Here is a 23348-nt window from a genome sequence, read left to right as displayed (position 1 = left end):
GCGCTCCGGCGCGTTCTTGTACGTTCCTGATGTGGGTGGAGCGACGGATCAGGTCCGCGCCTGGAACCCGGCGGTGCCCGGCGTCGCCGAGGTGTTGCACGCCCACTGGGACGACCACGCCTATCCCCCGCACACGCATGAGACGTGGACCCTGCTGGTCGTCGACGACGGGCTCATCGGGTACGGCCTGGACCGGCACGAGCACGCCGCCGTCCGCTCCGGCGTCACGGTCCTGCCGCCGCACGTGGTGCACGATGGCCGGTCGGTGACGGCCGAGGGCTTCACCAAGCGGGTGGTCTACGTCGACGAGTCGGTGCTCGAGGAGTCGCTGATCGGGGGTGCCGTCGACGCTCCGCTCATCTCCGACGGCGCGCTGCGGCGGCAGATCTCGCTGTTGGACCGGGCGCTGACCTCGGGCGAGACCCTGGAGGCCGAGTCGCGACTGGCGCTGGTCGGCGACCGCGTCGCGTGGCATCTGCGGGGACGGCCCGAGCACCGGACGGAGCGGGCGCCGCACGCCCCGGCGCAGGTCGCCCGGCGCGCGCGGGAGATCATCGACGCTGACCCGGTCGACGCGCCCGGCGTCGGTGAGATCGCCGCGCGGCTCCAGGTGAGCGCACCCTACCTGATCCGCTCGTTCACCCGCGAGTTCGCCCTCCCTCCGCACCGTTATCTTCTCGGCCGCCGCCTGGAGCTGGCCCGGCGGCAGCTGCTGGCCGGCCGCCCAGTCGCCGAGGTCGCCGTGGCAACCGGGTTCCACGACCAGGCGCACCTGACGCGTCATTTCCGGCGCATGCTGCGCACCACGCCCGGCCGGTACCAGCGCACCAGCAGACCGTGACAGTGAGACTCAGGACGGTGACGCGAGCGAACCGTTCAAGGGACGGCTGACCGCTCAGCTCGCCGTCGTCGCCAGCCCGAGCTCGGCCGGCTCGGCCATGAGCGGATGGGCTGGGACCACCCGCACGGTGTAGCCGAGGGGGCCGGTGCCCTCGAGGACCCGGCTGCCCGTGAACGCGTGCCGGCCGCTCTCGTAGGACGCGGCCAGCGTCAGCGGGATGACGCGCAGGTCGGTCAGCGTGTCCTCCTCGTCGACTCGTCCGGCCACGACCTGCACCTCGACGTCGTCGGGAGTGAGCTCGCCGAGCGCCACGTAGGCGGTGATGCTCACCTCGTCCCCGACGTTGACCACCTCGCCGATGCCGTCGGAGTCGACGTGGTCGACGTGGACGTGGGGCCACGCGGCCCGGACCCGGGCCTTCCAGTCCGCGAGCTCGCGCGCCGCCGGGTACCCGGCGCCGTCGAGGCTGCGGGCGGCCGCGGCCACCGGGGTGTACAGCTCCGTGACGTACTCGCGCACCATCCGGGTCGCCTGCACCTTCGGGCCGAGCGTGGCGAGCGTGTGGCGGACCATCTCCATCCACCGGCGCGGCACCCCGGCCGCGTCGCGTTCGTAGAAGCGCGGCACGACCGTGTCCTCGAGCAGTTCGTACAACGCGGACGCCTCGAGCCGGTCCCGCTCGGCCTGGTCGCCGACGCCGTCGGCGGTGGGGATGGCCCAGCCGTTCTGGCCGTCGTACCACTCGTCCCACCAGCCGTCGAGGATCGAGAGGTTGAGGGCGCCGTTGAGGGCGCACTTCATCCCGGAGGTGCCGGAGGCCTCGAGCGGGCGCAACGGGTTGTTCAGCCAGACGTCGCAACCGGGCATGAGCCGCTGCGCCATGCGATGTCGTAGTTCGGCAGGAACACGATGCGCTCGCGCACGCCGGCATCGTCGGCGAACTGGACCAGCCGCTGGATGAGGCCGACACCCTGCTCGTCATCAGGGTGGGACTTGCCCGCCACGACGATCTGGATGGGCCGGTCCGGGTCGGTGAGCAGCCTGGTGAGGCGCTCCGGATCGGAGAGCATCAGCGTCAGCCGCTTGTAGGTGGGCACGCGGCGGGCGAACCCGATGGTCAGCACGCTCGGGTCGAGGACGTCGTCCGTCCACCCGAGCTCGGCCGGCGTGGCGCCACGTTCGGTCCAGGACTTGCGCACGCGGCGGCGCGCCTCGATCACCAGACGTTCGCGCAACCGTCCGCGCAGGGACCAGAGCTCCTCGTCCGAGATCCCGCCCTGCTCGGGGGTGAGCCGGAACCCCTCACCCGAGGCGATCTGTTCCGAGGTCAGACGCTCGCGGACGAGTGCCGCGAACTCGGGGTCGGTCCAGGTGTCGCCGTGGACGCCGTTGGTGATGGAGGTGATGGGAACCTCGGTCATGTCGAACCCGGGCCAGAGGTGGTGGAACATCCCGCGGGAGACCTTGCCGTGCAGCCGGGCGACACCGTTGGCCCGTCGCGCCGCCCGCAGACCCATGACGGCCATGTTGAACACGGCCGGGTTGCCGCCCTCGTAGTTCTCCGCGCCGAGGGCGAGGACCTTCTCGAGAGGGACGCCGTCGATCTGCGCGCTGCCACCGAAGTGCTCGGCGATGAGGTCCGTGCCGTACCGGCTGATTCCGGCCGGGACCGGGGTGTGCGTGGTGAAGACGGTGCCGGCCTTGACCGCCTCCAACGCGGCCTCGAACGGCAGGCCCTCACCCTGGACCAGCTCGCGGATGCGCTCGACGCTGAGGAACCCGGCGTGGCCCTCGTTGCAGTGATACACCTCGGGAGCCGGGGCGCCGGTGATGCGGCAGTACGCGCGCACCGCCTTGACGCCACCCATCCCGAGCAGCAGCTCCTGCCGCAGGCGGTGGTCGGCGCTGCCGCCGTAGAGCCGGTCGGTGACGCGGCGGGCGGCGTCGTCGTTCTCGGCCACGGTGGAGTCCAGCAGCAGCAACGGCACCCGGCCGACCTGGGCGATCCAGATCTGTGCCTGCAGGGTCCGGCCCGGCAGCGGCAGACTGATTCGGGCGGGGGTACCGTCCGGCTCAAGCAGCAGCGTCAGCGGCAGGTTGTCGGGGTCGAGGACGGGGTAGGTCTCGTGCTGCCAGCCGTCGCGGGTCAGGGACTGCTTGAAGTACCCGGAGCTGTACAGCAGGCCGACGCCGACGATCGGCACACCGAGATCGGAGGCCGACTTGAGATGATCGCCCGCGAGGATGCCCAGGCCGCCGGAGTACTGCGGCAGCACGGCGGTCACGCCGTACTCGGCGGAGAAATAGGCGACAGCGGACGGCTTGTCAGCGTCGTCGAGCTGCTGGAACCACCGTGGCTCGGTCAGGTATGTCCGCAGGTCGGCGTCGAGGCGCCGGACCTCGCCGACGACCGCCTCGTCCGTGGCCAGATCCTGGAGACGGCGAGGGCTCAGTGCGCCGAGCATCGCCACCGGGTCGCCGTGCACCCGGCGCCACAGTTCCGGATCGAGCGAGGCGAACAGCTCTCGGGTGGGCGCGTGCCACGACCAGCGCAGGTTGAGCGCCAGCGTGTCGAGCGGGGCCAGTGAGTCGGGAAGGACGTTACGCACGGTGAAGCGTCGGATGGCTCGCACGCGGAGAGTCTACGAGCGTGCGGGCCGGGCGGCGGCACGGCGACGAGTCGGCGTCCGGGCCGGACGAGCGGGGCCGCGCACACCTGCGCACGTGCCGCAGACCTGGTTAGGTTCGTGGTGTGACCACGTCAGAGCTGTCCGGCCACCGGCGCGACCCCGACTCCGCTGCCCGGGTCACCCGGCCCGCCACCGCCGAGATGCCGCCCGCCCCGCGGCCGGCGCCGTTCGCACCGATCGGCCGGATCCCCGTCGTCGAGATCTCGCCCGTGCTCGAGGACGGACGCTGGCCCGCGAAAGGCACCGTCGGTGAGGCGTTCCCGGTGCGTGCCACCGTCTTCCGCGAGGGCCACGACGCCGTCGCCGCCACCGCGGTGCTGGTCGACCCCGCCGGTCGGGACCACTCCACCGCCGCGATGATCGACATCGCCCCGGGCCTGGACCGCTACGAGGCGTGGCTGGTGCCGGACGCCCCCGGCGACTGGGGCTTCCGCGTCGAGGGCTGGTCCGACCCGTACGCGACGTGGTCTCGCGATGCCACCGTCAAGGTCGAGGCCGGCGTGGACGTCGAGCTCATGATGACCGAGGGGGCGCTCGTGCTGGAGCGCGCCGCCGAGAGCCCGATGCCCTCCCGGGCCGCCGAGGTCCTCGCCGACGCCGTCCACGCCCTGCGTGACCGCTCCCGGCCGGCTGCGGCGCGCCTGGCCGTGGCCACCGACCTCTCGGTGCGCGAGATACTGGCCGAGCATCCCCTGCGCGAGATGGTCTCGCGCTCGGCGACCTACCCCGTCCGGGTGGACCGTGAGCGTGCCCTCGTCGGCGCGTGGTACGAGATTTTCCCGCGCTCCGAGGGAGCGCACCGGGACCCCGAGACGGGTACCTGGACCTCCGGGACCCTGCGGACCGCGACCGAACGGCTGCCGATGATCGCGGACATGGGCTTCGACGTCGTCTATCTCACCCCGATCCACCCGATCGGGCTGACGAACCGCAAGGGCCGCAACAACACGCTCGAGGCCGGCCCGGAGGACCCGGGCTCGCCGTACGGGATCGGCTCGCCCGACGGTGGACACGACGCCGTCCACCCGGACCTCGGTACCATCGAGGACTTCGACGTCTTCGTCGCCCGGGCCCGCGAGGTCGGCCTCGAGGTCGCACTCGATGTCGCCCTGCAGGCCTCTCCGGACCACCCGTGGGTCACCGAGCACCCGGAGTGGTTCACCACCCGCGCGGACGGGTCGATCGCCTACGCGGAGAACCCGCCGAAGAAGTACCAGGACATCTATCCGCTGAACTTCGACAACGACCCCGAGGGCATCTACCGCGCCGTCCGGGACGTGCTCGAGTTCTGGGTGGAGCACGGCGTGAGCGCGTTCCGGGTCGACAACCCGCACACCAAGCCGCTGAGCTTCTGGCATCGGCTGCTCGGCGAGTTTCGCGAGCGCCACCCGGACGTGCTGTTCCTCTCCGAGGCGTTCACCCGACCGGCCATGATGCGCACCCTCGGCGCCATCGGGTTCCACCAGTCGTACACGTACTTCACGTGGCGCACGACCAAGGAGGAGGTCGGGGACTATCTCCTCGAGCTCGCCACGCAGACAGACGCCCGGCTGCGGCCGAGCTTCTGGCCGACGACGCATGACATCCTCACGCCGTACATGCAGCAGGGCGGCCGTGCCGCGTACGCCATCCGGGCCGTGCTCGCCGCCACGGGATCACCGACCTGGGGCATCTACTCCGGCTACGAGCTGGTCGAGAACGTCGCACGGCCCGGGGCCGAGGAGCAGATCGACAACGAGAAGTACGAGTACAAGGAGCGGGACTGGGCCCGTGCCGCGCAGATCGGCATCGCGGACCTACTGCGCCGTCTCAACCACATCCGCCGCGCCCACCCGGCGCTGCAACGGCTGCGCAACGTCCATGTCCATCCGACGACCGACGAGGCCACGCTGTGCTTCTCCAAACGTCTTCCGGCCGAGCACTCGCCCACGGGTGAGGCGGACACCGTCATCGTCGTGATCAACCTCGATCCGTACACCACGCGCGACGGCCACGTGCACCTCGACCTGGCGGCCCTCGGCCTTTCGGCCCCGGACGGCGACGTGCCGGTCATGGAGGTGCGGGACGAGCTCGGCGGGGAGACGTACTACTGGGGCGCCAGCCCCTACGTCCGGCTCGACCCGCACGGCGTGTGCGCGCACGTGCTCGCGGTACGGCCGCTGTGACCGGGGCCCGGCAGTGAGAACCCAACCTCCCTCCGGACCGCCGCCGCAGCCTCCGCCTGGGACCCTGCCGCCCCGGGTGGAGCCGGTGCAGCACCTGCAGACGGACAAGCCCGGCCTGCCGGACCAGCCGGACTGGTACCGCACGGCCGTCTTCTACGAGGTCCTGCTGCGGGCCTTCCACGACTCGAACGGCTCGGGGGTCGGCGACCTGCGCGGTCTGATCGACCGGCTCGACTACCTGCAGTGGCTCGGCGTGGACTGCTTGTGGCTGCCGCCGTTCTACCCCTCACCGCTGCGCGACGGCGGCTACGACGTCTCGGACTTCACCGCAGTGGACGAGAAGTACGGCACGCTCGAGGACTTCGTCGAGTTCGTCGACGCTGCGCACGCCCGCGGCATCCGCGTCATCACCGATCTGGTGATGAACCACACCTCGGACCAGCACCCGTGGTTCCAGTCCTCCCGGTACAACCCGGACGGGCCGTACGGGGACTTCTACGTCTGGTCCGACACGACCGAGCGCTACCAGGACGCCCGCATCATCTTCGTCGACACCGAGACCTCGAACTGGGCGTTCGACCCGGTCCGGCGGCAGTACTACTGGCACCGGTTCTTCAGCCACCAGCCGGACCTGAACTTCGACAACCCGGCCGTGAAGGAGGCGATGTTCGACGTCGTCCGCTTCTGGTGCCGGACCGGTGTCGACGGCTTCCGGCTCGACGCCGTGCCCTACCTGTTCGAGGAAGAGGGCACGAACTGCGAGAACCTCCCGGCCACGCACGCCTTCCTCGCGGACCTGCGCGCCATGCTGGACGCCGAGTTCCCCGGCACGATCATGCTCGCCGAGGCCAACCAGTGGCCCGAGGACGTAGTGGCTTACTACGGCACACCGGAGCGACCCGAGTGCCACATGTGCTTCCACTTCCCCGTCATGCCGCGGCTGTTCTCCAGCCTGCGTGAGCAGCGGGCGAGCGCCGTCCGCGACATCCTGGCGGACACGCCGGCGATCCCGCCCGGCGCCCAGTGGGGCACGTTCCTCCGCAACCACGACGAGCTGACCCTGGAGATGGTCTCCACCGAGGAACGCGCCGCCATGTACGGCTGGTACGCCGAGGACCCGCGGATGCGCGCCAACGTCGGTATCCGCCGGCGTCTGGCCCCGCTGCTCGGCAACTCCCGCGCGGAGATCGAGCTGGCCCACGCCCTCGTGCTGTCCCTGCCGGGGTCGCCGACGCTCTATTACGGCGACGAGATCGGCATGGGTGACAACATCTGGCTGCCGGACCGCGACGCCGTGCGCACCCCGATGCAGTGGACGCCGGACCGCAACGCCGGCTTCTCCACCGCCGACCCGGGCAAGCTGTACCTGCCGGTGATCCAGTCGCTGGTCAACCACTACGCCGCCGTGAACGTCGAGGCCCAGCTGGCCCAGCCGACTTCCCTGCTGCACTGGGTGCGCGGCATCCTGGAGGTCCGTAGGCGCCACCGGGTCTTCGGCGACGGCGACTTCGTCCCGATCGAGGTGGACAACGACGCGGTGCTCGCGTTCACCCGGTCGAATGCCGAGGAAACCGTGCTGTGCGTGATGAACCTTGCCAACACCCCGCGTGCGGCGGTGCTCGACCTGCCCGGCCAGGAGGGCATGTGCCTGACCGACGTGTTCGGCGGCGCGCGGTTCCCGCGCGTCGGGCGTGACGGTCGGGTCGCGATCACGCTCGGCTCGCGGGACTTCTTCTGGCTGGTGGTCTCCCCGTCCGATGCCGCGGAGGACGCCCCGCTGGCGGGGATGCCGGCGCACGTGCCTCCGGAGGATGGGGGCGAGCCGGACCCGGCTGAGGCGGCCGGCCCGGCCGGCTCCCCGCCCGAGCCCGCCGTGCGGCGGCCGACCTACGCCGTCCCACCGGCCGCCTCGTCACCGCGCGCGCCGGTGCTCCCGGCGTCGGCGCCGACGCCCGAGGATGACGACGCTCGGGACGAGGGGGCCTGAGATGGGCATGCTCGAGCCACCGGTCACCGAACTGTTGCGGCCGTGGCTGGCCCGCCAGCGGTGGTACACGAGCAAGGGCCGGGACCCGGACCTGCGGGCCGTCACCACGCTGCGCGCGGCCGCGCCGGCGAGCGGAGTGGGCCTGGAGATCGCGCTGGTGCGCGACGTGGCCGCAGTGCCGCCGGTGCTGTACCAGGTTCCGCTGACCTCGCGCGGGGAGCCGCTGGCCGGCGCCGAGAACGCCCTGGTGGGCCGAGTGGAGGACAGCGAGCTCGGTGAGCGCTGGATCTACGACGGCTGCCAGGATCCCGACGGCGCGACGGCCCTGCTGCGGGCCGTCACCGACGAGCTGGAGCTCACCGGCGAACCCCCTGCCCGTCTCGGGCGGGCGCACGGGCATCGCACCGGCCTGCTTCCGGCGCTGCGGGTGACCGGGGCGCGCGTGCTCGGCGGCGAGCAGTCGAACACCTCCGTCGTCATCGGCAGCGTCGACCCCGACGACGGCAGAGAGCATCCCCTCATTCTCAAGGTCTTCCGGGTGCTCCACGCGGGGGCGAACCCTGACGTCGAGGTTCAGCAGGCACTCGCCTTGGCGGGATCCTCCCGGGTGCCCGGCGCCGTCGGCGACCTCCTCGGTCAGTGGCCGGACGACGCCGGGACCCAGGTGACCGGACACCTGGCCCTCGTCCAGGAGTTCCTCCCGGCGGCACCGGACGCATGGCGGGTGACGCTCGCCGGCATCGAGGCCGGCACGGATCCCGCGGCCGGTGCGCGCTCACTCGGAGTGGCGACCGCGGAGGTGCACGCCACCCTCGCCTCCGTCCTGCCCACGACCGAGCCGGATGTCGCGGCACGGGCACGGATCCACCGGTCGTGGAGCGATCGCCGAGCGGCGGCGCTCTCGCGCTTCCCGGCGCTCGCCGATCGGGCCGAGCAGATCGAGGCGGTCTTCGAGGCCGCCCGCACCGCGCCGTGGCCACGGCTGCAGCGCATCCACGGCGATTACCACCTCGGTCAGGTGCTGGACGTGCCGGGACGCGGCTGGGTGCTGCTGGACTTCGAGGGCGAACCGCTTCGCCCGCTCGCCGAGCGGACGCTGCCCGACCTGCCGCTCCGCGACGTGGCCGGCATGCTGCGGTCCTACGACTACGCCGCCGGCTCGGTGGTCCTGGCCGGCGCGGTCGAACCTGCCGCGGCGGAGAACTGGCTCTCCCGTGCCCGCGAGGCCTTCCTCGACGGCTACGCCCATCTGACCCGGGCGGACCCGCGCGAGCAGCCCGAGCTCCTGCGCGCCCTGGAGCTCGACAAGGCGCTGTACGAGGTCAGCTACGAGGCCGGGAATCGCCCGGACTGGCTGCGCGTCCCGCTTGAGGGGATCGAGCGGATCCTGCGCTGAGCACCGATCCGCTCTCCAGTCGTCACCCCGGAAGTGGTGACACGCTGTCCTGGCGCGAGCAGCGCTGCCCTGTGCCACAGTGAGGCTCATGACGTCCGGCAACGCTGACCAGACGGTCCCGCCCGCACCCGAGGTTGACGAGCAGGCCCTGGCCGCCGTCGCCGAGGGCACAGCGCACGACCCGCACGCCGTACTCGGCCCCCACCTGCTGACCGTCCACGCCGGTTGGGCCGTGGTGCGCGTGCTGCGGCCGCTGGCCGACGAGGTCGTGGTCCTCACCGCCGACGGAGAGCACCCGGCCCGCCACCGCGCCGCCGGCGTGTTCGAGGCCGTGGTGCCGGCCGCTCGCTCCGGAGACGGCGCGGTGAGCGCGCCGGACTACCGGGTGCGCGCCCGCTGGGGGACGAGCGAGGTCACCGGCGACGACCCGTACCGCTTCCTGCCCACCGTCGGCGAGATGGACCAGTACCTCATCGGCGAGGGACGTCACGAGGAGCTGTGGGAGGTCCTCGGGGCTCACGTGCGGCACTACCCCAGCGCGCTCGGAGACGTCGACGGCGTCGCGTTCTCGGTCTGGGCACCGAACGCGACGGCGGTCCGCGTCATCGGCGACTTCAACGGCTGGGACGGGCGGTCGACGCCGATGCGGGTCCTCGGCTCGACCGGGGTGTGGGAGCTGTTCGTGCCCGGGGTCGGCGCCGGCGAACGCTACAAGTTCTCGATCCGCACCCGGTCCGGGGAGTGGATCGAGAAGGCGGATCCGATGGCCCGGCGCACCGAGATCCCCCCCGCGACGGCCTCCGTGGTCGACGCCTCGGACTACACCTGGGGCGACGACGAGTGGCTCGCCCACCGCAGCGCCACCGATCCGCACTCGGGCCCGATGAGCGTCTACGAGGTCCACCTCGGCAGTTGGCGGCCCGGACTGAACTACACCGAGCTGGCCGAGCAGCTCGTCGCCCACGTGCGCGGACACGGGTTCACCCACGTCGAGCTCATGCCGGTGGCCGAGCACCCGTTCGGCGGATCCTGGGGCTACCAGGTCACCTCCTACTACGCGCCGACGGCGCGGTTCGGCACCCCGGACGAGTTCCGCCACCTCGTGGACCGTCTCCACCAGGCCGGCATCGGCGTCCTGCTCGACTGGGTCCCGGCCCACTTCCCGCGGGACGCCTGGGCGCTGGCCCGCTTCGACGGGACCGCGTTGTACGAGGACCCGGACCCGCTGCGCGGTGAGCACCAGGACTGGGGCACCTACGTGTTCAACGTGGGCCGTCGGGAGGTGCGCAACTTTCTCGTCGCGAACGCGCTCTACTGGCTGCAGGAGTTCCACATCGACGGCCTGCGTGTCGACGCCGTCGCCTCGATGCTCTACCTGGACTACTCCCGTCAGCCGGGACAGTGGCGGCCGAACGCGCGCGGCGGCCGGGAGAACCTCGAGGCGATCAGCTTCCTCCAGGAGACCAACGCGACGGCGTACCGCAAGGTGCCGGGCATCGTCATGGTCGCCGAGGAGTCGACGGCGTTCCCAGGGGTGACCGCGCCGACCTCGGTCAGCGGTCTGGGCTTCGGCCTGAAGTGGAACATGGGCTGGATGAACGACACCCTCCGCTATCTGGCGGAGGAACCGATCAACCGGCGCTATCACCACGGCGAGCTCACCTTCTCGCTCGTGTACGCCTTCTCCGAGCAGTTCGTGCTACCGCTGAGCCACGACGAGGTGGTCCACGGGAAGGGCTCACTGCTGCGCAAGATGCCCGGCGATCGCTGGCAGCAGCTCGCCGGGGTGCGGGCGCTGCTGGCCTACCAGTGGTCGCACCCGGGCAAGCAGCTGCTCTTCATGGGCCAGGAGTTCGCGCAGGAGGCTGAGTGGAGCGAGTCCCGGGGCCTGGACTGGTGGCACCTGGACGACCCGGCGCACGCGGGCATCGCGCGGCTCGTCGCCCGGCTGAACGAGCTGTACCGCTCGCACCGGGCGTTGTGGTCCGACGATTTCACCCACGGCGGCTTCTCGTGGATCGAGGCCGGCGACGGCGACCACAACACGTTGTCCTACCTGCGCCGGGAGAAGGCTGCCCAGGCCGGGCCGCCGGGCGCCGCGGACCCCGCCACGACCGCCGGAACCGGCACCGAACCCGGCTCGGCCGCGGGTTCACCGCCGGCGGAACCGGGTGTCGTGGCGTGCGTGGTGAACTTCGCGGGCACGCCACACGAGAACTACCGCATCGGCCTGCCGCAGGCCGGCGGCTGGCGCGAGGTTCTCAACACCGACGCCGAGGAGTACGGCGGCTCCGGCGTCGGGAACATGGGCCGGGTGGAGGCCGAGGAGGCGCCGTGGCACGGCTACCCCGCCTCGGTCACGCTCCGAGTGCCGCCGATGGGTGCCGTGTGGCTGGTGCCCGAGGGCTGACCCTCGCCGGGCGCGCGCCGAGATTGCCGTTGTGGTCGTTGCGAGCGACCAGAACGATTATCTCGATGACCGACGTCGTCCCCTACTCCTCGGTGAGACGGGCCAACAGCTGCCGCAGCCGTGCCGCCTCGCTCGCGGTGAGCCGCGCGTGCAGAAGCTCGTCCTCGGCGGACCTGACCTGGGCTTTGACCTCGCCGTAGAGCCGCTCGCCCTCGGCGGTCAGCCGCACGCTGCGGCGACGCCGGTCACTCGCCTGCTCGCGCGCCACGAGGCCGCGCTCGCGAAGGTCGTCCAGGTGACGGCCCAGCCGCGTGGGGTCCCGTCCGGTCCGGCGCGAGAGGTCGGTCTGGGAGACGACGGCACCCGAGGCGAGCTCGGACATGATGGCGTACTCCCACATCGACAGGCCCGCCACGGCGAGGATCGGCTCCTCCGCGGCGGCTAGCCGCGGCAGCAGTCGCGCCAGCAGCGCACCCAGGTCGGCCTCACCGGCCCCCACCTCGCTCGTGGGCATCGACATCTCCTCCATACCCTCTACCGTCGTAGAACATTTTCATCTACCGTGGTAGATGATCTACCCGACCACGCCCGGACAACCCGAAAGCGAGCACCCAGACATGGACACCGACCTCGCCATCCTGCACGACACCACCGAAGAACTCGCGGCGTACCTGTCCGAGGTCACCCTGGCCGAGCTACGCCGTCTCGTCGAGCCGCACGGCCGCCCCCTCGGGGCGCTGACCCTGGACCTCATGCACGACCACGTCCGCACGGCCGCCACCGTGTCCGATGCCGGCATGCAGCCCTCAGAGCCCGGCGTGCCGGCGACGACAGCGGAACTCGAGGCGTCACTGAACCCGGACGGCACCGGCGTGGAGTCGGCCTACCGGCGAGTGGGGCGCCGGTTGGAGCATGCGTTCGCGGAGGGACAAGCGCGCACGGGACGGGAGCCCGGCTCGGCGCAGGCGCTCCACCTGGCGCGCCACCACGGCCACGCGGTCGCCGGCATCGTGCTCCACACGTGGGACGTCGCGCAGACGCTGCGCCTGCCGTACCAGCCGACGACGCCGGTGGCATGGGTGGTGCTGCGTGCCCTGACCTCCACCGACCGTGAGCACGGACCGGACGGCGCAAACGCCGACCCGGCGCCGGGACCCGGCTCAGCGGTCCTGGACGGCGAGGCGTTCCGCAGTGCGCTCCAGCTCACCGGTCGCGCGGCCTGAGGTCGTCGCGGCCGCCCACCGGAGCCGCCGATGAACGGCCAGCCGACCGGTCTGCGCGGGCCTGGTGAGGGCTGGTCCGTGCCGCGTCCCGGACCGGCGCGTCAGTAGAGCGCGCTGGCGAGCTCGCGGCGGGCCGGTCCGACGTCGGGGTGGGACGGGCCTGCGATCTCGAACAGCTCGACCAGTCGTGCCCGGGCCTGCTCCCGCTCGTCCCCACCGGTGGCGCGGACGACGGCGAGGAGCCGGCGGAACGCGTCACCGAACCGGTTCATGGTGGCCTCGACGTCGGCTGCCGCGAGCTGAGCGTCGACGTCGCCGGGGGCGGCGGACTCGGCCGCGGCGAGCACCCGTGCCTGGTCGCTGCTGTCCACCCGGCGCAGGAGCTGGACCTGCAGCAGGGCGGCGTGCGCCTCACTGTCACCCGGGTTCTCCTTGAGGGCACGGGTGTAGGCGTCCTCCGCAGCCGCGAGGTCGCCGCGCTCGATCGCGGCGACCGCCTCGGCGTGCAGCGGAGGCAGCGGCTGCTCCGGTGGCTCGGCCGTCTCCTCGTCGCCGTCCTCGGCCGGCTGGAGGGTGCCGGTGACGCCGGCCTGCTGCGCCAGCTTGAGCACCTCGTCCAGGACCTGCCGGAGCTGATCCTCGGGGTAGGTGCCCTGGAACAGCGGGGCCGGGCGGCCGCCGAGCAGGGCGACCACGGTGGGCACGGCCTGGACCTGGAAGGCCTGCGCGATCTGGGGGTTGGTGTCGGCGTCGACGTTGGCGAGCTGGAACTTGCCGGCGTACTCACGGGTCAGCTTCTCCAGCACGGCCGTCAGCTGCGCCGAGGCGTCCGAGCGCGAGGAGGTCAGGTTGACCAGCACCGGAACCTGGGTCGAGCGCTGGACGACGTCACCGAAGGTCGCCTCGGTCACGGAGACGACGAGTTCGTCGGAGCCGCCGGCGGACTGACCGGTCTGACCGGCTTGCCCCGGCTGGCCGCCGTTCTGCGGTCGCTGGGCGAGCGCCGAGAGGTCGACGGCGCCGTAGAGGTTCATTCCGGGCGTGGGCTGGCTCATCCTGCGCGTGTTCCCTTGTCGTCGTAGGTTGATGTGCCTGGGGAAACCTTACGCCGACCGGCAGGCGTGCGGGCCGGTGGCTATCCGTCGTCGCGGCTGGCGTCGACGAGGACCTCGGTCACACCGAGAGGGCGGACCGTGGAGTCCTCGGCGTCGGCCGAGGGCACCGAGAACGCGACGGTCCGCTCGAACGTCGCGGTGACGCTGCCGTCCACCTCCGGGTCGTCGAGGAGGACGTCGAACGGCCAGCCGACCGTCAGGCCGGCGTCCTCGACCGTCTTGGAGACGGTCAGCTCCCAGCGCATCTCGGTCAACACGATGGCGCCACCGTCCGCGGTCGCCAGGGCCAGCGGATCGGTGTCCGTGCCGGCAGCGTCCGTGCTCACCTCACCGAACTCACCGATGTCCTCCTCCAGCGCGCTGACCGTCTCCTGCCAGGCCTGGGCGTTCGGGTCGTCGGCGAACTGTTCGGCCCGGTCACTGTCCGGGTCGGCCAGCACCTGGGCGTACTGGTCCGCGACGTTCTCGGGCGCCACGGCCAGTCCGCCGGCGTCCGGAGCGACCACGGGTGAGCCTGCCTCGGTGCGCGCCATCTGCGGCACCTCGATGCCCGGGAAGAGGGTCACCCAGCCCCACAGTGCGTACGGAGTGCGGGGGCTCGTCTGCGTGAGGCCGAGCAGCAGCGGCAGGTTCTCGCCGTCGGGCACCTCGGTGACGACCATGGCCGGGCGCGGCCAGTCCTCGCTCGCGGCGACGGCGCTGACCTGCGGATCGGTGATCAGCGTACTCGGTCCGGTCTCACCGTCGGTCGCCTCGGCGACCGCATATTCCGCCTCGCGGGTCTCCTGGGCCGGGCCGATGACGCGGCGGCCGAGCTCGCCGGCATCGCCCGCCTCGTCGGCACGGGCGACCGATTGGCCGATCTCGTCGAGGATGCGACCCAGGCGTTGATCGTCGAGCGCGGCCGGTGGCGTCTCGGGTTCTGGTGCCGGTTGTGGCTGCGGGACCTCGTCGGCGCAGGCGGACAGCAGGCCCGACGTCAGGGCGAGGGAGAGGCCGGCGACGGCCTTGCGTGCCTTCATCGCTGCCCCTTTCCCTCGTCCGTGTCCCGGTCGACGGCGCCGCCGTCGGTGTCCTGCCCGCTGCCGGCCTCGCCGTCGCCCCGGCCCGCGGCGGCCGAGCCACCGAAGCCCCAGAGCGCGCGCCACCCGGACGCGCTGGTGGTCTCGTCGGGGACAGGAGCGACCTCGCTCTCCGGGAGCGAGCCGGTCGCGGCGGACTCGTCGGTGCGGACGGTGTCGTCGACCGGGCTGGTCGTGGCGGTGTCCTGCTCGCTCTCGGGCGCGCCGGCGTCGGCGGCTGCGGCCGGCTCGGGCTCACGCTGGGCGCGGTGCTCACTCGCAGTGGCGGAGGCGGGCACGATGCCGGCCCCCCGGGCCACGCCGGCGTCGTCGAGTTCGCGCGGCGCCGCTGTGGTCCGGTCCTGGCTGGTGGCGTCCTCCTCGGCCGCGCGGCGTCCGCGGCGCCGGCGGCCGGGACGGTTGCTGTGCCGACCGTGCTCACGCGGCTCGTCCACGGCGGTCAGCACGGCGGTCTCGTCGGAGCGAGCGGCGACGGCGGCCGCACGCTCGCGCTGACGGCGGCCGGTCATGGCCTGCAGCGCCAACAGCCCGAGGCCGATGAGGATCAGGACGGCGCCGGCGATGATGCCGGGGACCAGCCAGGGAGTTCGCGGTTCGACGGACCACGTCAGGGTGAGATTCGGGGCGGGCTCGGTGCCGTCGGTCGCGGCGAGCAGACTCCAGCGTCCGTCACCTGCGTCGGCGGCGGACCACTCGAGCTCTGCGTTGCCGGTGCCCGTCTCTTCGGTGACCCACAGGTCGGACCCGGACGGATCGGGTACGGACTGGTCGCCGTCGTCGGCGCCGTCCTGACCGGAATCGTTCTGACCAGAATCGTCCTGACCGGAATCGTCCTGGCCGGCATCCGAACCGGCCTCGCTGGTGACCTCCAGTTCCTCCCAGGACGCGAGGCCGGTGACCCGCTGGAACGGAGCGTCCGCCAGCCACGCCTCGACGTCCGCGGTGCGTCCGACGGCGAGGGTGACCGGCTCGCCGTCCGGCGCGGTGGCACGCACGGTCACGTCGGGGTCGACGGCGTCGAGCACGCCCGGATCGGTGATGACCACCGGCGTGTCGGGCCGGGAGGGCAGCGAGAGCGTCGCGGTGTCCGTCGGACGCCAGATGGTCGCGGAGGCAATCGCGGCCAGGACGGCAGCGAGCCCCAGGACGATCAGCGCGACGGAGATGATCCGTCGTGTCACGTGAGGGTGTCCTCCCGTCGGGATGCCCGGAGCGGCATCGTCAGCTCGTCACAATACGTACCGCGCGACGCCAACGGGACCCTCGGTGCCGCATCTCACTGCACCGTGGTGGCCCGCATCACAACATACCGGCATCCGCGCCGTTGCGCCGTCCTGGCGTCGTCGTCGGTCCTGACCCGATGCTACGTTTCCCGGCCCGGCCGGCGCCGACTACGGTTGAGAAGTCTGAACGAGCATCAGGAGTCCCGACATGAACCAGCCTGCAACGGACGACGACCGTCCGGCCTTCCCGGTCGTTCTCCGCGGGTACGACCGCGCCCAGGTGGACCAGCGTGTCCACACCCTCGAGTCGGCGCTGGCCGACGCGCGGAAGAAGGTCGGTGACCTCGACTCGCGTCTGCTCAAGGTCTCGGCCGAGCTGAGCGAGGCGCAGGCGCACCTGAAGGAGAACGAGCGACCCAGCTACGCCGGCCTCGGCTCGCGCGTGGAACGGCTCCTGCGTTCGGCCGAGGAACAGGCCTTCGACGTCGTCGAGCGCGCCAACGCCGACGCCGAGCGCATCGTGGCACAGGCTGAGGAGGCGGCGCGCACGCTCACCGAACGCGCGGAGCAGGAGTCGAGCACCCTGCTCTCCGACGCGCGCCGGGAGGCAGACCAGCTCACCCGCACCGCGAACGAGACGGCGCAGACCACCGAGGACTCCGCCCGCCGGCGCGCGGAGGAGATGGTCGCCTCCGCTGAACGGGAGGCCGAGCGCCTGCGGATCGCCATCGAGACCGAGGTCGCCGAGCGCCGTGCAGGCGTCGAGCGTGAGGTCGGCCTCGCCCGCGCGCTGGTGGAGAAGGAGACCACCGAGCTGCGGCTGCGCACGGAGAACGAGGCCGCCGAGACGCGCACGAAAGCGGAACAGGAGGCGAAGGAAGCGCACGACGCCGCCACCGCACGCACGGCCGAGGTGGTCCGGGACGCGGAGCAGCGCGCGGCCGAGGCGGAGCGCCGGCTGGCCGAGGCGGTCGAGCGCACCGAGACGATGCTCGCCGAGGCCGACCGCACCGCCCGCGCCCGGCGGGACGACGCCGAGGCCGAGGCGGCACGGATGATCTCCGACGCCCGCAACGAGGCCACCCGCCTGCGGCGGGAGGCCGAGCAGGCGGCGGACACGGCCCGTTCGACGGCCGCCCAGCAGGTGGACGAGCTGACCAAGCAGCGCGAGTCGATCACGTCCTACCTGGAAGACATGCGCAGCCTGCTCGCCAACCGGGAAGGCGAGACTCCCCCGGCGCCACCGGCCGTCGAGGAGCCGGCCGCGATCAGCCGACCCGGCGGCTCACCGGCCACGCCGGCCCACGGGGACGAGGCGGCCGACGCGGACCGCGCGGCGGCCGAGCAGGACGCGGAGGCGGTCACCGACGCCGCCCCGGAGGACCTCGACGCCGCGGCTGAGGCGACCGCCGCCGAGGCGCCTCCGGCGGAGGAGGAGCCGGCGGCGGACGACGAGGGAGCCCGCCGCTAACCGGCCGGTCGGCCGCCGAGGCCATCAGGACAGCCTCGGGTCGAAGGTCGCGTCGGGGTAGGTCCGGGGGCAGCCACGCTCGACGGCCTCCGGCCGCAGCTCGTCGTGGCACGACTCGTTGCCGTAGATCTGGCACAGGCCGTAGTCGTCCCCACGCTGCGCGAGCCAATCGGTGGCAGTCATCGGCCCGATATCCACCGCCTCGCCCGATGCGTGCGGCAGCAGTCTCGGCGACGACCGGGCCTACCGCACCATCCGCACCTCGGGCAGGCCGCCGACGCCCTCCCGGTCGGCGCCGTCGAGCTCGAAGGAGTGCCGGCGGTAGAAGCCGATCGCCTGCTCGTTGTCCTCGACCACCCAGAGCTGGCACGGCGCGTCCCCGATGGCCAGCTCGAGCAGGTGTGTGCCAGTCCTGCGCCCCTGCTCCGCCACCGGCACGAACAGGTGGCGCAGTTCCAGGGGACGAACCTCTTTGGCGCCGGTGGCGACGGCGTGGGCGAATCCGACGACGGTGCCTTCCCGGTCGGCCACCCACGTCGCCGACCGCGCCGGCTCGGCGAGTTCGGCCTGCCACTCCCCCAGGGCGTTCGCCTCGCGCTCGGCGTAGACGTCCGCGGGGATGCGGTCGCCGAACGTCTCGCGCCAGCACGTCAGGTGGACGTCGGCGACGGCGTGGGCATCGAGCACGGTGGCGGGGCGGATTCGGGCGTTCGGCACCCGGTGATTATGCCTGCCGCAGACCGCCGCCCGATTTTCGGCAAGCGCTGCAGTTCCTGCTCCGCGCGGCAGGAGGAACACCCGCGCACCGCAGGACCTGCAGCGCTCGACACAGCGCGCAGACCGGCGCGGCCGTCGGGTGTGCCTACAGTGCTCCGGTGAGTGACTGGGCCCAACGCCGCCGCGCCGACGCCGCGGCCAAAGCCGAACTGCTCGACCAGCAGCGCCGTGGCGAAGCCCGGCGCGCTCGCGCCATGCTGGAGGCTTTCGTCTCCACCACCCGCGACGTCGGTCCGCCACCGGAGACGTTGCGCGTCCAGGACTACAGCGGTCGCGGCAGCGCCCGCACGGACCTGGAGGGCTGGTACCTGCGTCGGGACCGCACCGTCGCGGTCGCCACCGACGGCGAGTTCTACGTGCTCACGGCGGGCGTCTCCGTGCTGGATCGGATCCGAGGTGTCCGCATCGCGCCGTCGGACCCGCCGCTGGTGATCGGGGCCTCGGGCAAGGATGGCGACTCCATCGCGCTCGACGCCGCGCTCGACCGGATCCAGCCGCGCTGGCGCGAGCGGCTCACCGGCCGACCGTAGCCGCGGCGGTCGCGGCGTGTGCCGGGAGCCCTAGGCGCAGCGGGCGTGCAGCGCGCGCAGCGCCTCGGCGACGACCTCCGGCTGTTCGACCGCGCTGAGATGTCCGGCGCGGTCGACCACGACCACTTCGGCGTCCGGGAGCGCGCCCGCCATCGTCTCGGCGTCCTCCTGGCTGCTGCTGACATCGTCCGCGCCCCGCAGGACCAGGCCTGGAACGTCGAGGCCGGACAGGGCGGCCACCCGGTCAGGTCGGCCGGCCATCGCACGCTGGGCCCAGGCGATGCCGTGCGGTGGAGCCTCCTCCAGCCAGCCGCGCACCGTGCGGACCACATCGGGCTGGTTCTCGGGCGTCGCCGGGCTCAGGACGGTGTCGATCATCGGAGCGACCGCGCGTGCACCCAGCGGGCCGGTGGCCTGGTCGGCGACCCGGAGCCGGGTGGCGCGGGCATCCTCGCCGTCGGCGGTGGCCTTGGTGTCGAGCAGCCCGATGCCGGCGAGCAGGTCACGGTGTCGTTCCGCCAGGGCCAGGGCGACGTAGCCGCCCATGGACAGCCCGGCGACGACCGCGCGGTCGATGCCCTCCGCGGCCAAGACGTCCTCGACCGCGGCGGCGTAGGTCCGCAGCGAGGGCGCGTCGGGGCAGCCGAGCCGGCGGGCAAGGTCCCGCGCACGAGGGGACCGACCGAAGCCGGGCGCGTCGACGGTGACGACCGGAACCGGGTCGTCCCGCCCGGTCAGGTCCGCGACGACGGCGTCCCACATCCGCGAATCGAGCGGGAACGCGTGCAGCAGGACGAGCGGCAGGCCCTCCGCCGGGCCGTGTCGGGTCAGCGACAGGCGCGCGCTCATGGCATGAGGATGGCACGGTCGGGGCCCGACCGCACAGTGCCACGCACGCGGCGGCACTCACGTGCTCGTCGCCGAGGACGGCAACCTCCCGGGCGAGAGCTCAGGGCGAGACGGCGAGAAGCTCGCCGGCGGGTGTGGTCAGCCGGTAGGGCCCGGTACCGGCGCGACCGGCAGGGATGACGGTCCGCTCACCGCGCAGCAGCCGCGAGCGCCCGTCGAGATCGGTCAGAACGGTGCCATCCGCCGCGACCGCGACGAGATCCTCGCCGACCCGGACCAGCGCGGGAGCATCGGGCGAGGGCAGCCGGGTCAGTGCCGTGCGGCCGGCGCGGACACCGTCGAGGATCGCCTCAGGGCTCCGGTCCGCCGCGGCGACCCATGTCACCGGGGTCCCGGGGAGGTAACCGTGCCGCGGATGGTGGTAGTCGCTGCCGCCGAGCAGGCTGACGTCGCGCGCCCAGCGGGCGAGCAACGCCCACGGGGCGGTCGAGGTCGGCTGCAGGAACCAGGAGACGTGCCACAGCTCGAGCGCGTCCGGCAGGTGGGTCAGCGGATGCTGCCAGGACCATTCGTCCTGGAGCGGGTGATTGATGCTGAGGATGCCGTCGCGCTCGCGGACCCGCTCGACCCAGGACGCGGGCGGCTCACGGAAGTCGATCCAGCCGATGTCGCCGAAGGCGTTGGCGTGGCCACGTGGCGTGGTGACCTCCTGGCCGGGCAGGAGGACGATGTCGTGCCGGGCGGCGACCTCGGGAAGCAGCCGGTGGTGGGAGACCGTGTTGTGCTCGGTGACCGCGAGGAAGTCGAGTCCGTTGCCCCGCGCAAGTGCGGCGAGCTCACCGAGGGACTGCTCCCCGTCGGAGTGGGTGGAGTGGGCGTGGAAGTCGCCGGCGAACCAGGTCAGGCCCTGCGGTGCGGGCAGGCCGCGCTCGCTGGCGCGCGGACCGTCGCGGACCTCGCCGGGCGGCTCCGGCTCGACGCCGCCGGCGGCCGGTGCCTCCACGGTCACCCGGACCTCGATCGGCTCGACCGGTACGCGGTACAGGCCGAGCTGCACGTGCCACTGGCCCGGCTCGAGCGGTCCGGGCACGTACCCGGGGGTGGCGGCATCCTCGGCGATGACGAAGCGGCGGCGGGCACCGCCGGACCAGCCGCGCCATCCGGCCGGGCCCGAGCAGCCGAGATCGATCACCGCGCCGTCGTCGTGCTCGAGCGTGACCTCGACGCTCCGTTCACCGTCGAGCTCGAACGGAACAGTCCGGATCTCCTCGGCGAACTGGTCCTCGAGACCGAGCCGCAGCGTGCGGACCTGGCGCGGCATCACCACCACCCCTGGACGAGGTCGAAGCCCAGCCGGTCGAGCCCACGGCGCCAGAGTGGGTCGCGCAGGAGTCGTGCCTCCCATGCTCGCACCGGGGCCTCCGGCACGGCATCGGCGCTCGACGGGTGCAGGAACACTTCGCTCACTCCCTCTCCCAGGGTGTCCAGGCGGGCGAGAAGATCCTCGCGCAACGCCTCGTAGCTGCCGAGTTGTGCCACGTCGGCGGAGTTGGTGACGGTCGCCCGCGGCAGACCGACGCCGAGCTCGTCGGCGAGGGCGACCGCCTTGGCGTGGGAGTTCTCGAGACCGGCCAGGGCTCCGGTGAGGCGACCGACCAGCGGCGCGAGGTCCCGAGGCAGGCGGAAGGCGAGCCCACGCGCGGAGCACCAGGCGAGCGCCTGCGGAAGCAGCGAAGCGCCGCGGAGACCGCCGAGACCGTAAAGGACACCGCCGTGGCCGTCCGCGGCCTGCGGCGTCAGGCCCTGATCGCCGAACCACGTCAACTGAGCGTCGAGCTCGGTGAGGATCGGCCCCGGATTCGCGGGGTCGACAGCCTGGGGGTCGACCGGCAGCGGGTCGAGGACCGGACCGGCATCGCCCGGCTCACTGTGACTGCGCGCGGTCAGCGGTCGCCACGGCGGGAGGCCGCGCTCACTGGTCAGGGTCGCGTGCAACCGGGGTTGTAGCCCGAGCGCACGGGCGCGGCGCGCAGTCGCCGCCGATCCCGGGGCCACCGGGATGAGGGTGGCGCTCGTGACGGCACCGTCGGCGACGAGGTCGAGGACGACGTCGTCGGTGTCCGGATCTCGGCCGAGGTCGTCTGCGGTGATGACGAGACGTCTCACCGGGCCGGCTCCGGCTCGGGCCGGTCCGCCGTCGGCTCGGGGACAGTGACGAACCGTGCGGCCACGGCGCCGATCATGGTGAGCACGAACGGATACACGCACAGGTACATCCGGAACGCGAGGCCGGGATCCGCGCCCGGGTCGTCGCCGGAGTTGTATCCGAACCAGAGGCCGAGCGAGGTGAGCGCCAGTCCGGTGACGACGCCGTTGAGGCGCCCGAAGAAGCCGAAGGCGGAGAGGAAGAGCCCCTCGCGATGTTCGCCGTGGGCGGCGGCGTCAGCGTCGAGGACGCGCGCGACCACGAGGTCGTTGGTGGCGAGCATGCCGGACCAGCCGATGCCGACGGCGGCGCCGGCGATCAGCGCCGGGACCAGGCCGGTGGCGAAGAACAGCCCCGCAAAGCTCAGGGCGAGGACCGCGAAGGCGATGCGCCAGATCCGCAGCGCGCCGTAGTGCCGGACCAGCCGGGTCCAGGCGATCAGCCCGCCGGCCGCGACGACGATGACGACGCCCTGGAGGTAGAACGCGTACTCGACGTCCAGCCCCAGGGAGTAGCGCACATAGAGCTGGACGCCGGAGAGCACCAGGGCCATGGACACGCCGTAGCAGGCACCGACGAGGCCCACGGTCCAGAACATCGGGTTGCGCAGGATGGCGGCGATGCCGCGGAAGAAGGCGGGACGGTGCTCGGTCGCGTGGTCCGGGTTCTCCCGCACCCCGGTGGCCATGAGGAGGATGACGGCGCACGCGAGCACGCCGTAGAGGATCGCCGTCGTCCGGAAGCCCTCGGTGGTCTCCTCGGTGCCGAAGACCGAGGTGGTCAGCACCGGGGTGACGGCGAGGGAGACGACGAGCGCGACGAGCTGGAATCCCTGGCGCAGGCCGTTGGCGACGGCGCGGCGCCGCTCCTGCGGGAACAGCTCGGGCAGCAAGGCGCCGTAGTTGGCGTTGAGGAGGGAGTCGAACGCCTCGGTGAGGATGGCGAACACGGCGAACCACATCACCAGGCCGACGCCCTCGAGCCCAGAGGGGACCGAGAAGAGCGCGACCATGCTGGCCGCCAGCAGCGGTGCGCCGACGGCAAGCCAGGGGCGGCGCCGGCCGAACCTGCTGCGGGTGCGGTCCGAGAGGTAACCGAGGACGGGGTTGTCGACGGCGTCGATGAGGGCGTACACCGTCATGACGATGCCGTACGCCCGCACGTCCATGCCCAGGATGTCGACGTAGTACAGGATCACCGACCCCTTGGCGAGGTTGATCGGGATCGAGGTGCCGAACATGCCGACGGCGTACCGCCAAGGCGGTGTGCCGTTCGCCCGCCGTGGCACGTCGGCGTCGGTGGTCCGGACAGGGCGGGTCACGCCACCTCCTGGGTCACGGGGCCGGACGCTGCGCGGCCGTCGTGCTCACAGTACGGGCGCGG

18 protein-coding genes and 1 pseudogene are annotated in these 23348 nt (G+C 72.5%); 8 read left to right on the top strand and 11 right to left on the bottom strand.

Annotated features, from left to right (window positions below):
* The first annotated feature begins 31 nt into the window (after nucleotides 1-31).
* Nucleotides 32-841 (top strand): AraC family transcriptional regulator, encoded by an 810-nt coding sequence (locus ACFSE6_RS03355; protein WP_388002276.1) that lies wholly within the window; start codon nucleotides 32-34, stop codon nucleotides 839-841.
* A gap of 54 nt (nucleotides 842-895) precedes the next feature.
* Here the strand turns inward: ACFSE6_RS03355 and glgP are convergent.
* A pseudogene (gene glgP, locus ACFSE6_RS03350) lies at nucleotides 896-3474 on the bottom strand (alpha-glucan family phosphorylase).
* A gap of 197 nt (nucleotides 3475-3671) precedes the next feature.
* Between glgP and ACFSE6_RS03345 the strand changes: the two are divergent.
* From ACFSE6_RS03345 to glgB, 4 genes are all read left to right on the top strand, one after another.
* Nucleotides 3672-5696 (top strand): alpha-1,4-glucan--maltose-1-phosphate maltosyltransferase, encoded by a 2025-nt coding sequence (locus tag ACFSE6_RS03345; RefSeq protein WP_388002363.1) that lies wholly within the window; start codon nucleotides 3672-3674, stop codon nucleotides 5694-5696.
* Between the two features lie 85 nt (nucleotides 5697-5781).
* Nucleotides 5782-7683: a maltose alpha-D-glucosyltransferase gene (gene treS / locus ACFSE6_RS03340; RefSeq protein ID WP_465254099.1), complete on the top strand. Its 1902-nt coding sequence runs from the start codon at nucleotides 5782-5784 to the stop codon at nucleotides 7681-7683.
* 7 nt (nucleotides 7684-7690) lie between these two features.
* The gene (locus ACFSE6_RS03335) at nucleotides 7691-9079 is read left to right on the top strand and encodes a maltokinase N-terminal cap-like domain-containing protein (RefSeq protein WP_388002274.1); all 1389 of its coding nucleotides are present in this window, start codon (nucleotides 7691-7693) and stop codon (nucleotides 9077-9079) included.
* Nucleotides 9080-9167: 88 nt separating this feature from the next.
* The gene (gene glgB, locus ACFSE6_RS03330; RefSeq protein ID WP_388002273.1) at nucleotides 9168-11489 is read left to right on the top strand and encodes a 1,4-alpha-glucan branching protein GlgB; all 2322 of its coding nucleotides are present in this window, start codon (nucleotides 9168-9170) and stop codon (nucleotides 11487-11489) included.
* Between the two features lie 82 nt (nucleotides 11490-11571).
* On the opposite strand, the gene ACFSE6_RS03325 is transcribed toward glgB, so the two are convergent.
* Nucleotides 11572-12003: a MarR family winged helix-turn-helix transcriptional regulator gene (locus tag ACFSE6_RS03325; protein ID WP_388002272.1), complete on the bottom strand. Its 432-nt coding sequence runs from the start codon at nucleotides 12001-12003 to the stop codon at nucleotides 11572-11574.
* A 103-nt stretch (nucleotides 12004-12106) separates the two neighbouring features.
* On the opposite strand from ACFSE6_RS03325, the gene ACFSE6_RS03320 reads away from it, so the two are divergent.
* Nucleotides 12107-12712 (top strand): hypothetical protein, encoded by a 606-nt coding sequence (locus ACFSE6_RS03320; protein WP_388002271.1) that lies wholly within the window; start codon nucleotides 12107-12109, stop codon nucleotides 12710-12712.
* A gap of 101 nt (nucleotides 12713-12813) precedes the next feature.
* Here ACFSE6_RS03320 and ACFSE6_RS03315 read toward each other — a convergent pair whose 3' ends face one another.
* From ACFSE6_RS03315 to ACFSE6_RS03305, 3 genes are all read right to left on the bottom strand, one after another.
* On the bottom strand, nucleotides 12814-13767 hold the full coding sequence (locus ACFSE6_RS03315) for a tetratricopeptide repeat protein (RefSeq protein ID WP_388002270.1): 954 nt from the start codon (nucleotides 13765-13767) through the stop codon (nucleotides 12814-12816).
* A gap of 80 nt (nucleotides 13768-13847) precedes the next feature.
* Nucleotides 13848-14849 (bottom strand): DUF8094 domain-containing protein, encoded by a 1002-nt coding sequence (locus ACFSE6_RS03310; RefSeq protein ID WP_388002269.1) that lies wholly within the window; start codon nucleotides 14847-14849, stop codon nucleotides 13848-13850.
* Nucleotides 14846-16090, bottom strand: a complete 1245-nt coding sequence (locus ACFSE6_RS03305) for a hypothetical protein (protein WP_388002268.1) — start codon at nucleotides 16088-16090, stop codon at nucleotides 14846-14848. Before ACFSE6_RS03305 ends, ACFSE6_RS03310 begins: the two co-directional genes overlap by 4 nt.
* A gap of 250 nt (nucleotides 16091-16340) precedes the next feature.
* Between ACFSE6_RS03305 and ACFSE6_RS03300 the strand changes: the two genes are divergently transcribed.
* Nucleotides 16341-17603, top strand: a complete 1263-nt coding sequence (locus ACFSE6_RS03300) for a hypothetical protein (RefSeq protein WP_388002267.1) — start codon at nucleotides 16341-16343, stop codon at nucleotides 17601-17603.
* Between the two features lie 24 nt (nucleotides 17604-17627).
* On the opposite strand, the gene ACFSE6_RS03295 is transcribed toward ACFSE6_RS03300, so the two are convergent.
* Nucleotides 17628-17786, bottom strand: a complete 159-nt coding sequence (locus ACFSE6_RS03295; RefSeq protein WP_388002266.1) for a M15 family metallopeptidase domain-containing protein — start codon at nucleotides 17784-17786, stop codon at nucleotides 17628-17630.
* A gap of 60 nt (nucleotides 17787-17846) precedes the next feature.
* The gene (locus tag ACFSE6_RS03290) at nucleotides 17847-18320 is read right to left on the bottom strand and encodes a GNAT family N-acetyltransferase (RefSeq protein WP_388002265.1); all 474 of its coding nucleotides are present in this window, start codon (nucleotides 18318-18320) and stop codon (nucleotides 17847-17849) included.
* A gap of 158 nt (nucleotides 18321-18478) precedes the next feature.
* Here ACFSE6_RS03290 and ACFSE6_RS03285 point away from each other — a divergent pair, with 158 nt between their 5' ends.
* The gene (locus ACFSE6_RS03285) at nucleotides 18479-18910 is read left to right on the top strand and encodes a hypothetical protein (RefSeq protein WP_388002264.1); all 432 of its coding nucleotides are present in this window, start codon (nucleotides 18479-18481) and stop codon (nucleotides 18908-18910) included.
* A gap of 30 nt (nucleotides 18911-18940) precedes the next feature.
* On the opposite strand, the gene ACFSE6_RS03280 is transcribed toward ACFSE6_RS03285, so the two are convergent.
* The 4 genes from ACFSE6_RS03280 to ACFSE6_RS03265 all read right to left on the bottom strand — a co-directional run bounded on the left by ACFSE6_RS03280 (nucleotide 18941) and on the right by ACFSE6_RS03265 (nucleotide 23286).
* Entirely contained in the window at nucleotides 18941-19759 is an 819-nt protein-coding gene (locus ACFSE6_RS03280) for an alpha/beta fold hydrolase (RefSeq protein WP_388002263.1), read from the bottom strand.
* Nucleotides 19760-19859: 100 nt separating this feature from the next.
* Entirely contained in the window at nucleotides 19860-21080 is a 1221-nt protein-coding gene (locus ACFSE6_RS03275; protein ID WP_388002262.1) for a CehA/McbA family metallohydrolase, read from the bottom strand.
* Nucleotides 21080-21925: a ChbG/HpnK family deacetylase gene (locus ACFSE6_RS03270; protein WP_388002261.1), complete on the bottom strand. Its 846-nt coding sequence runs from the start codon at nucleotides 21923-21925 to the stop codon at nucleotides 21080-21082. The genes ACFSE6_RS03275 and ACFSE6_RS03270 overlap by 1 nt, the downstream gene beginning before the upstream one ends.
* The gene (locus tag ACFSE6_RS03265; protein WP_388002260.1) at nucleotides 21922-23286 is read right to left on the bottom strand and encodes an MFS transporter; all 1365 of its coding nucleotides are present in this window, start codon (nucleotides 23284-23286) and stop codon (nucleotides 21922-21924) included. Before ACFSE6_RS03265 ends, ACFSE6_RS03270 begins: the two co-directional genes overlap by 4 nt.
* Nucleotides 23287-23348 lie beyond the last annotated feature (62 nt).

The sequence above is a fragment of the Georgenia deserti genome (assembly GCF_042680605.1).
GTDB lineage: Bacteria > Actinomycetota > Actinomycetes > Actinomycetales > Actinomycetaceae > Allobogoriella > Allobogoriella deserti.
Note: the sequence above shows the minus strand (reverse complement) of the source record. Positions and strands in the feature narration are given on the sequence as shown.

Bases quoted from the DNA above. Each gene is read 5' to 3' on its own strand.
- ACFSE6_RS03345 (WP_388002363.1), top strand. From the start codon at position 3,672: ATGCCGCCCGCCCCGCGGCCGGCGCCGTTCGCACCGATCGGCCGGATC.
- ACFSE6_RS03335 (WP_388002274.1), top strand. From the start codon at position 7,691: ATGCTCGAGCCACCGGTCACCGAACTGTTGCGGCCGTGGCTGGCCCGC.
- glgB (WP_388002273.1), top strand. From the start codon at position 9,168: ATGACGTCCGGCAACGCTGACCAGACGGTCCCGCCCGCACCCGAGGTT.
- ACFSE6_RS03325 (WP_388002272.1), bottom strand. From the start codon at position 12,003: ATGCCCACGAGCGAGGTGGGGGCCGGTGAGGCCGACCTGGGTGCGCTG.
- ACFSE6_RS03320 (WP_388002271.1), top strand. From the start codon at position 12,107: ATGGACACCGACCTCGCCATCCTGCACGACACCACCGAAGAACTCGCG.
- ACFSE6_RS03315 (WP_388002270.1), bottom strand. From the start codon at position 13,767: ATGAGCCAGCCCACGCCCGGAATGAACCTCTACGGCGCCGTCGACCTC.
- ACFSE6_RS03310 (WP_388002269.1), bottom strand. From the start codon at position 14,849: ATGAAGGCACGCAAGGCCGTCGCCGGCCTCTCCCTCGCCCTGACGTCG.
- ACFSE6_RS03300 (WP_388002267.1), top strand. From the start codon at position 16,341: ATGAACCAGCCTGCAACGGACGACGACCGTCCGGCCTTCCCGGTCGTT.
- ACFSE6_RS03295 (WP_388002266.1), bottom strand. From the start codon at position 17,786: ATGACTGCCACCGATTGGCTCGCGCAGCGTGGGGACGACTACGGCCTG.
- ACFSE6_RS03280 (WP_388002263.1), bottom strand. From the start codon at position 19,759: ATGAGCGCGCGCCTGTCGCTGACCCGACACGGCCCGGCGGAGGGCCTG.
- ACFSE6_RS03275 (WP_388002262.1), bottom strand. From the start codon at position 21,080: ATGCCGCGCCAGGTCCGCACGCTGCGGCTCGGTCTCGAGGACCAGTTC.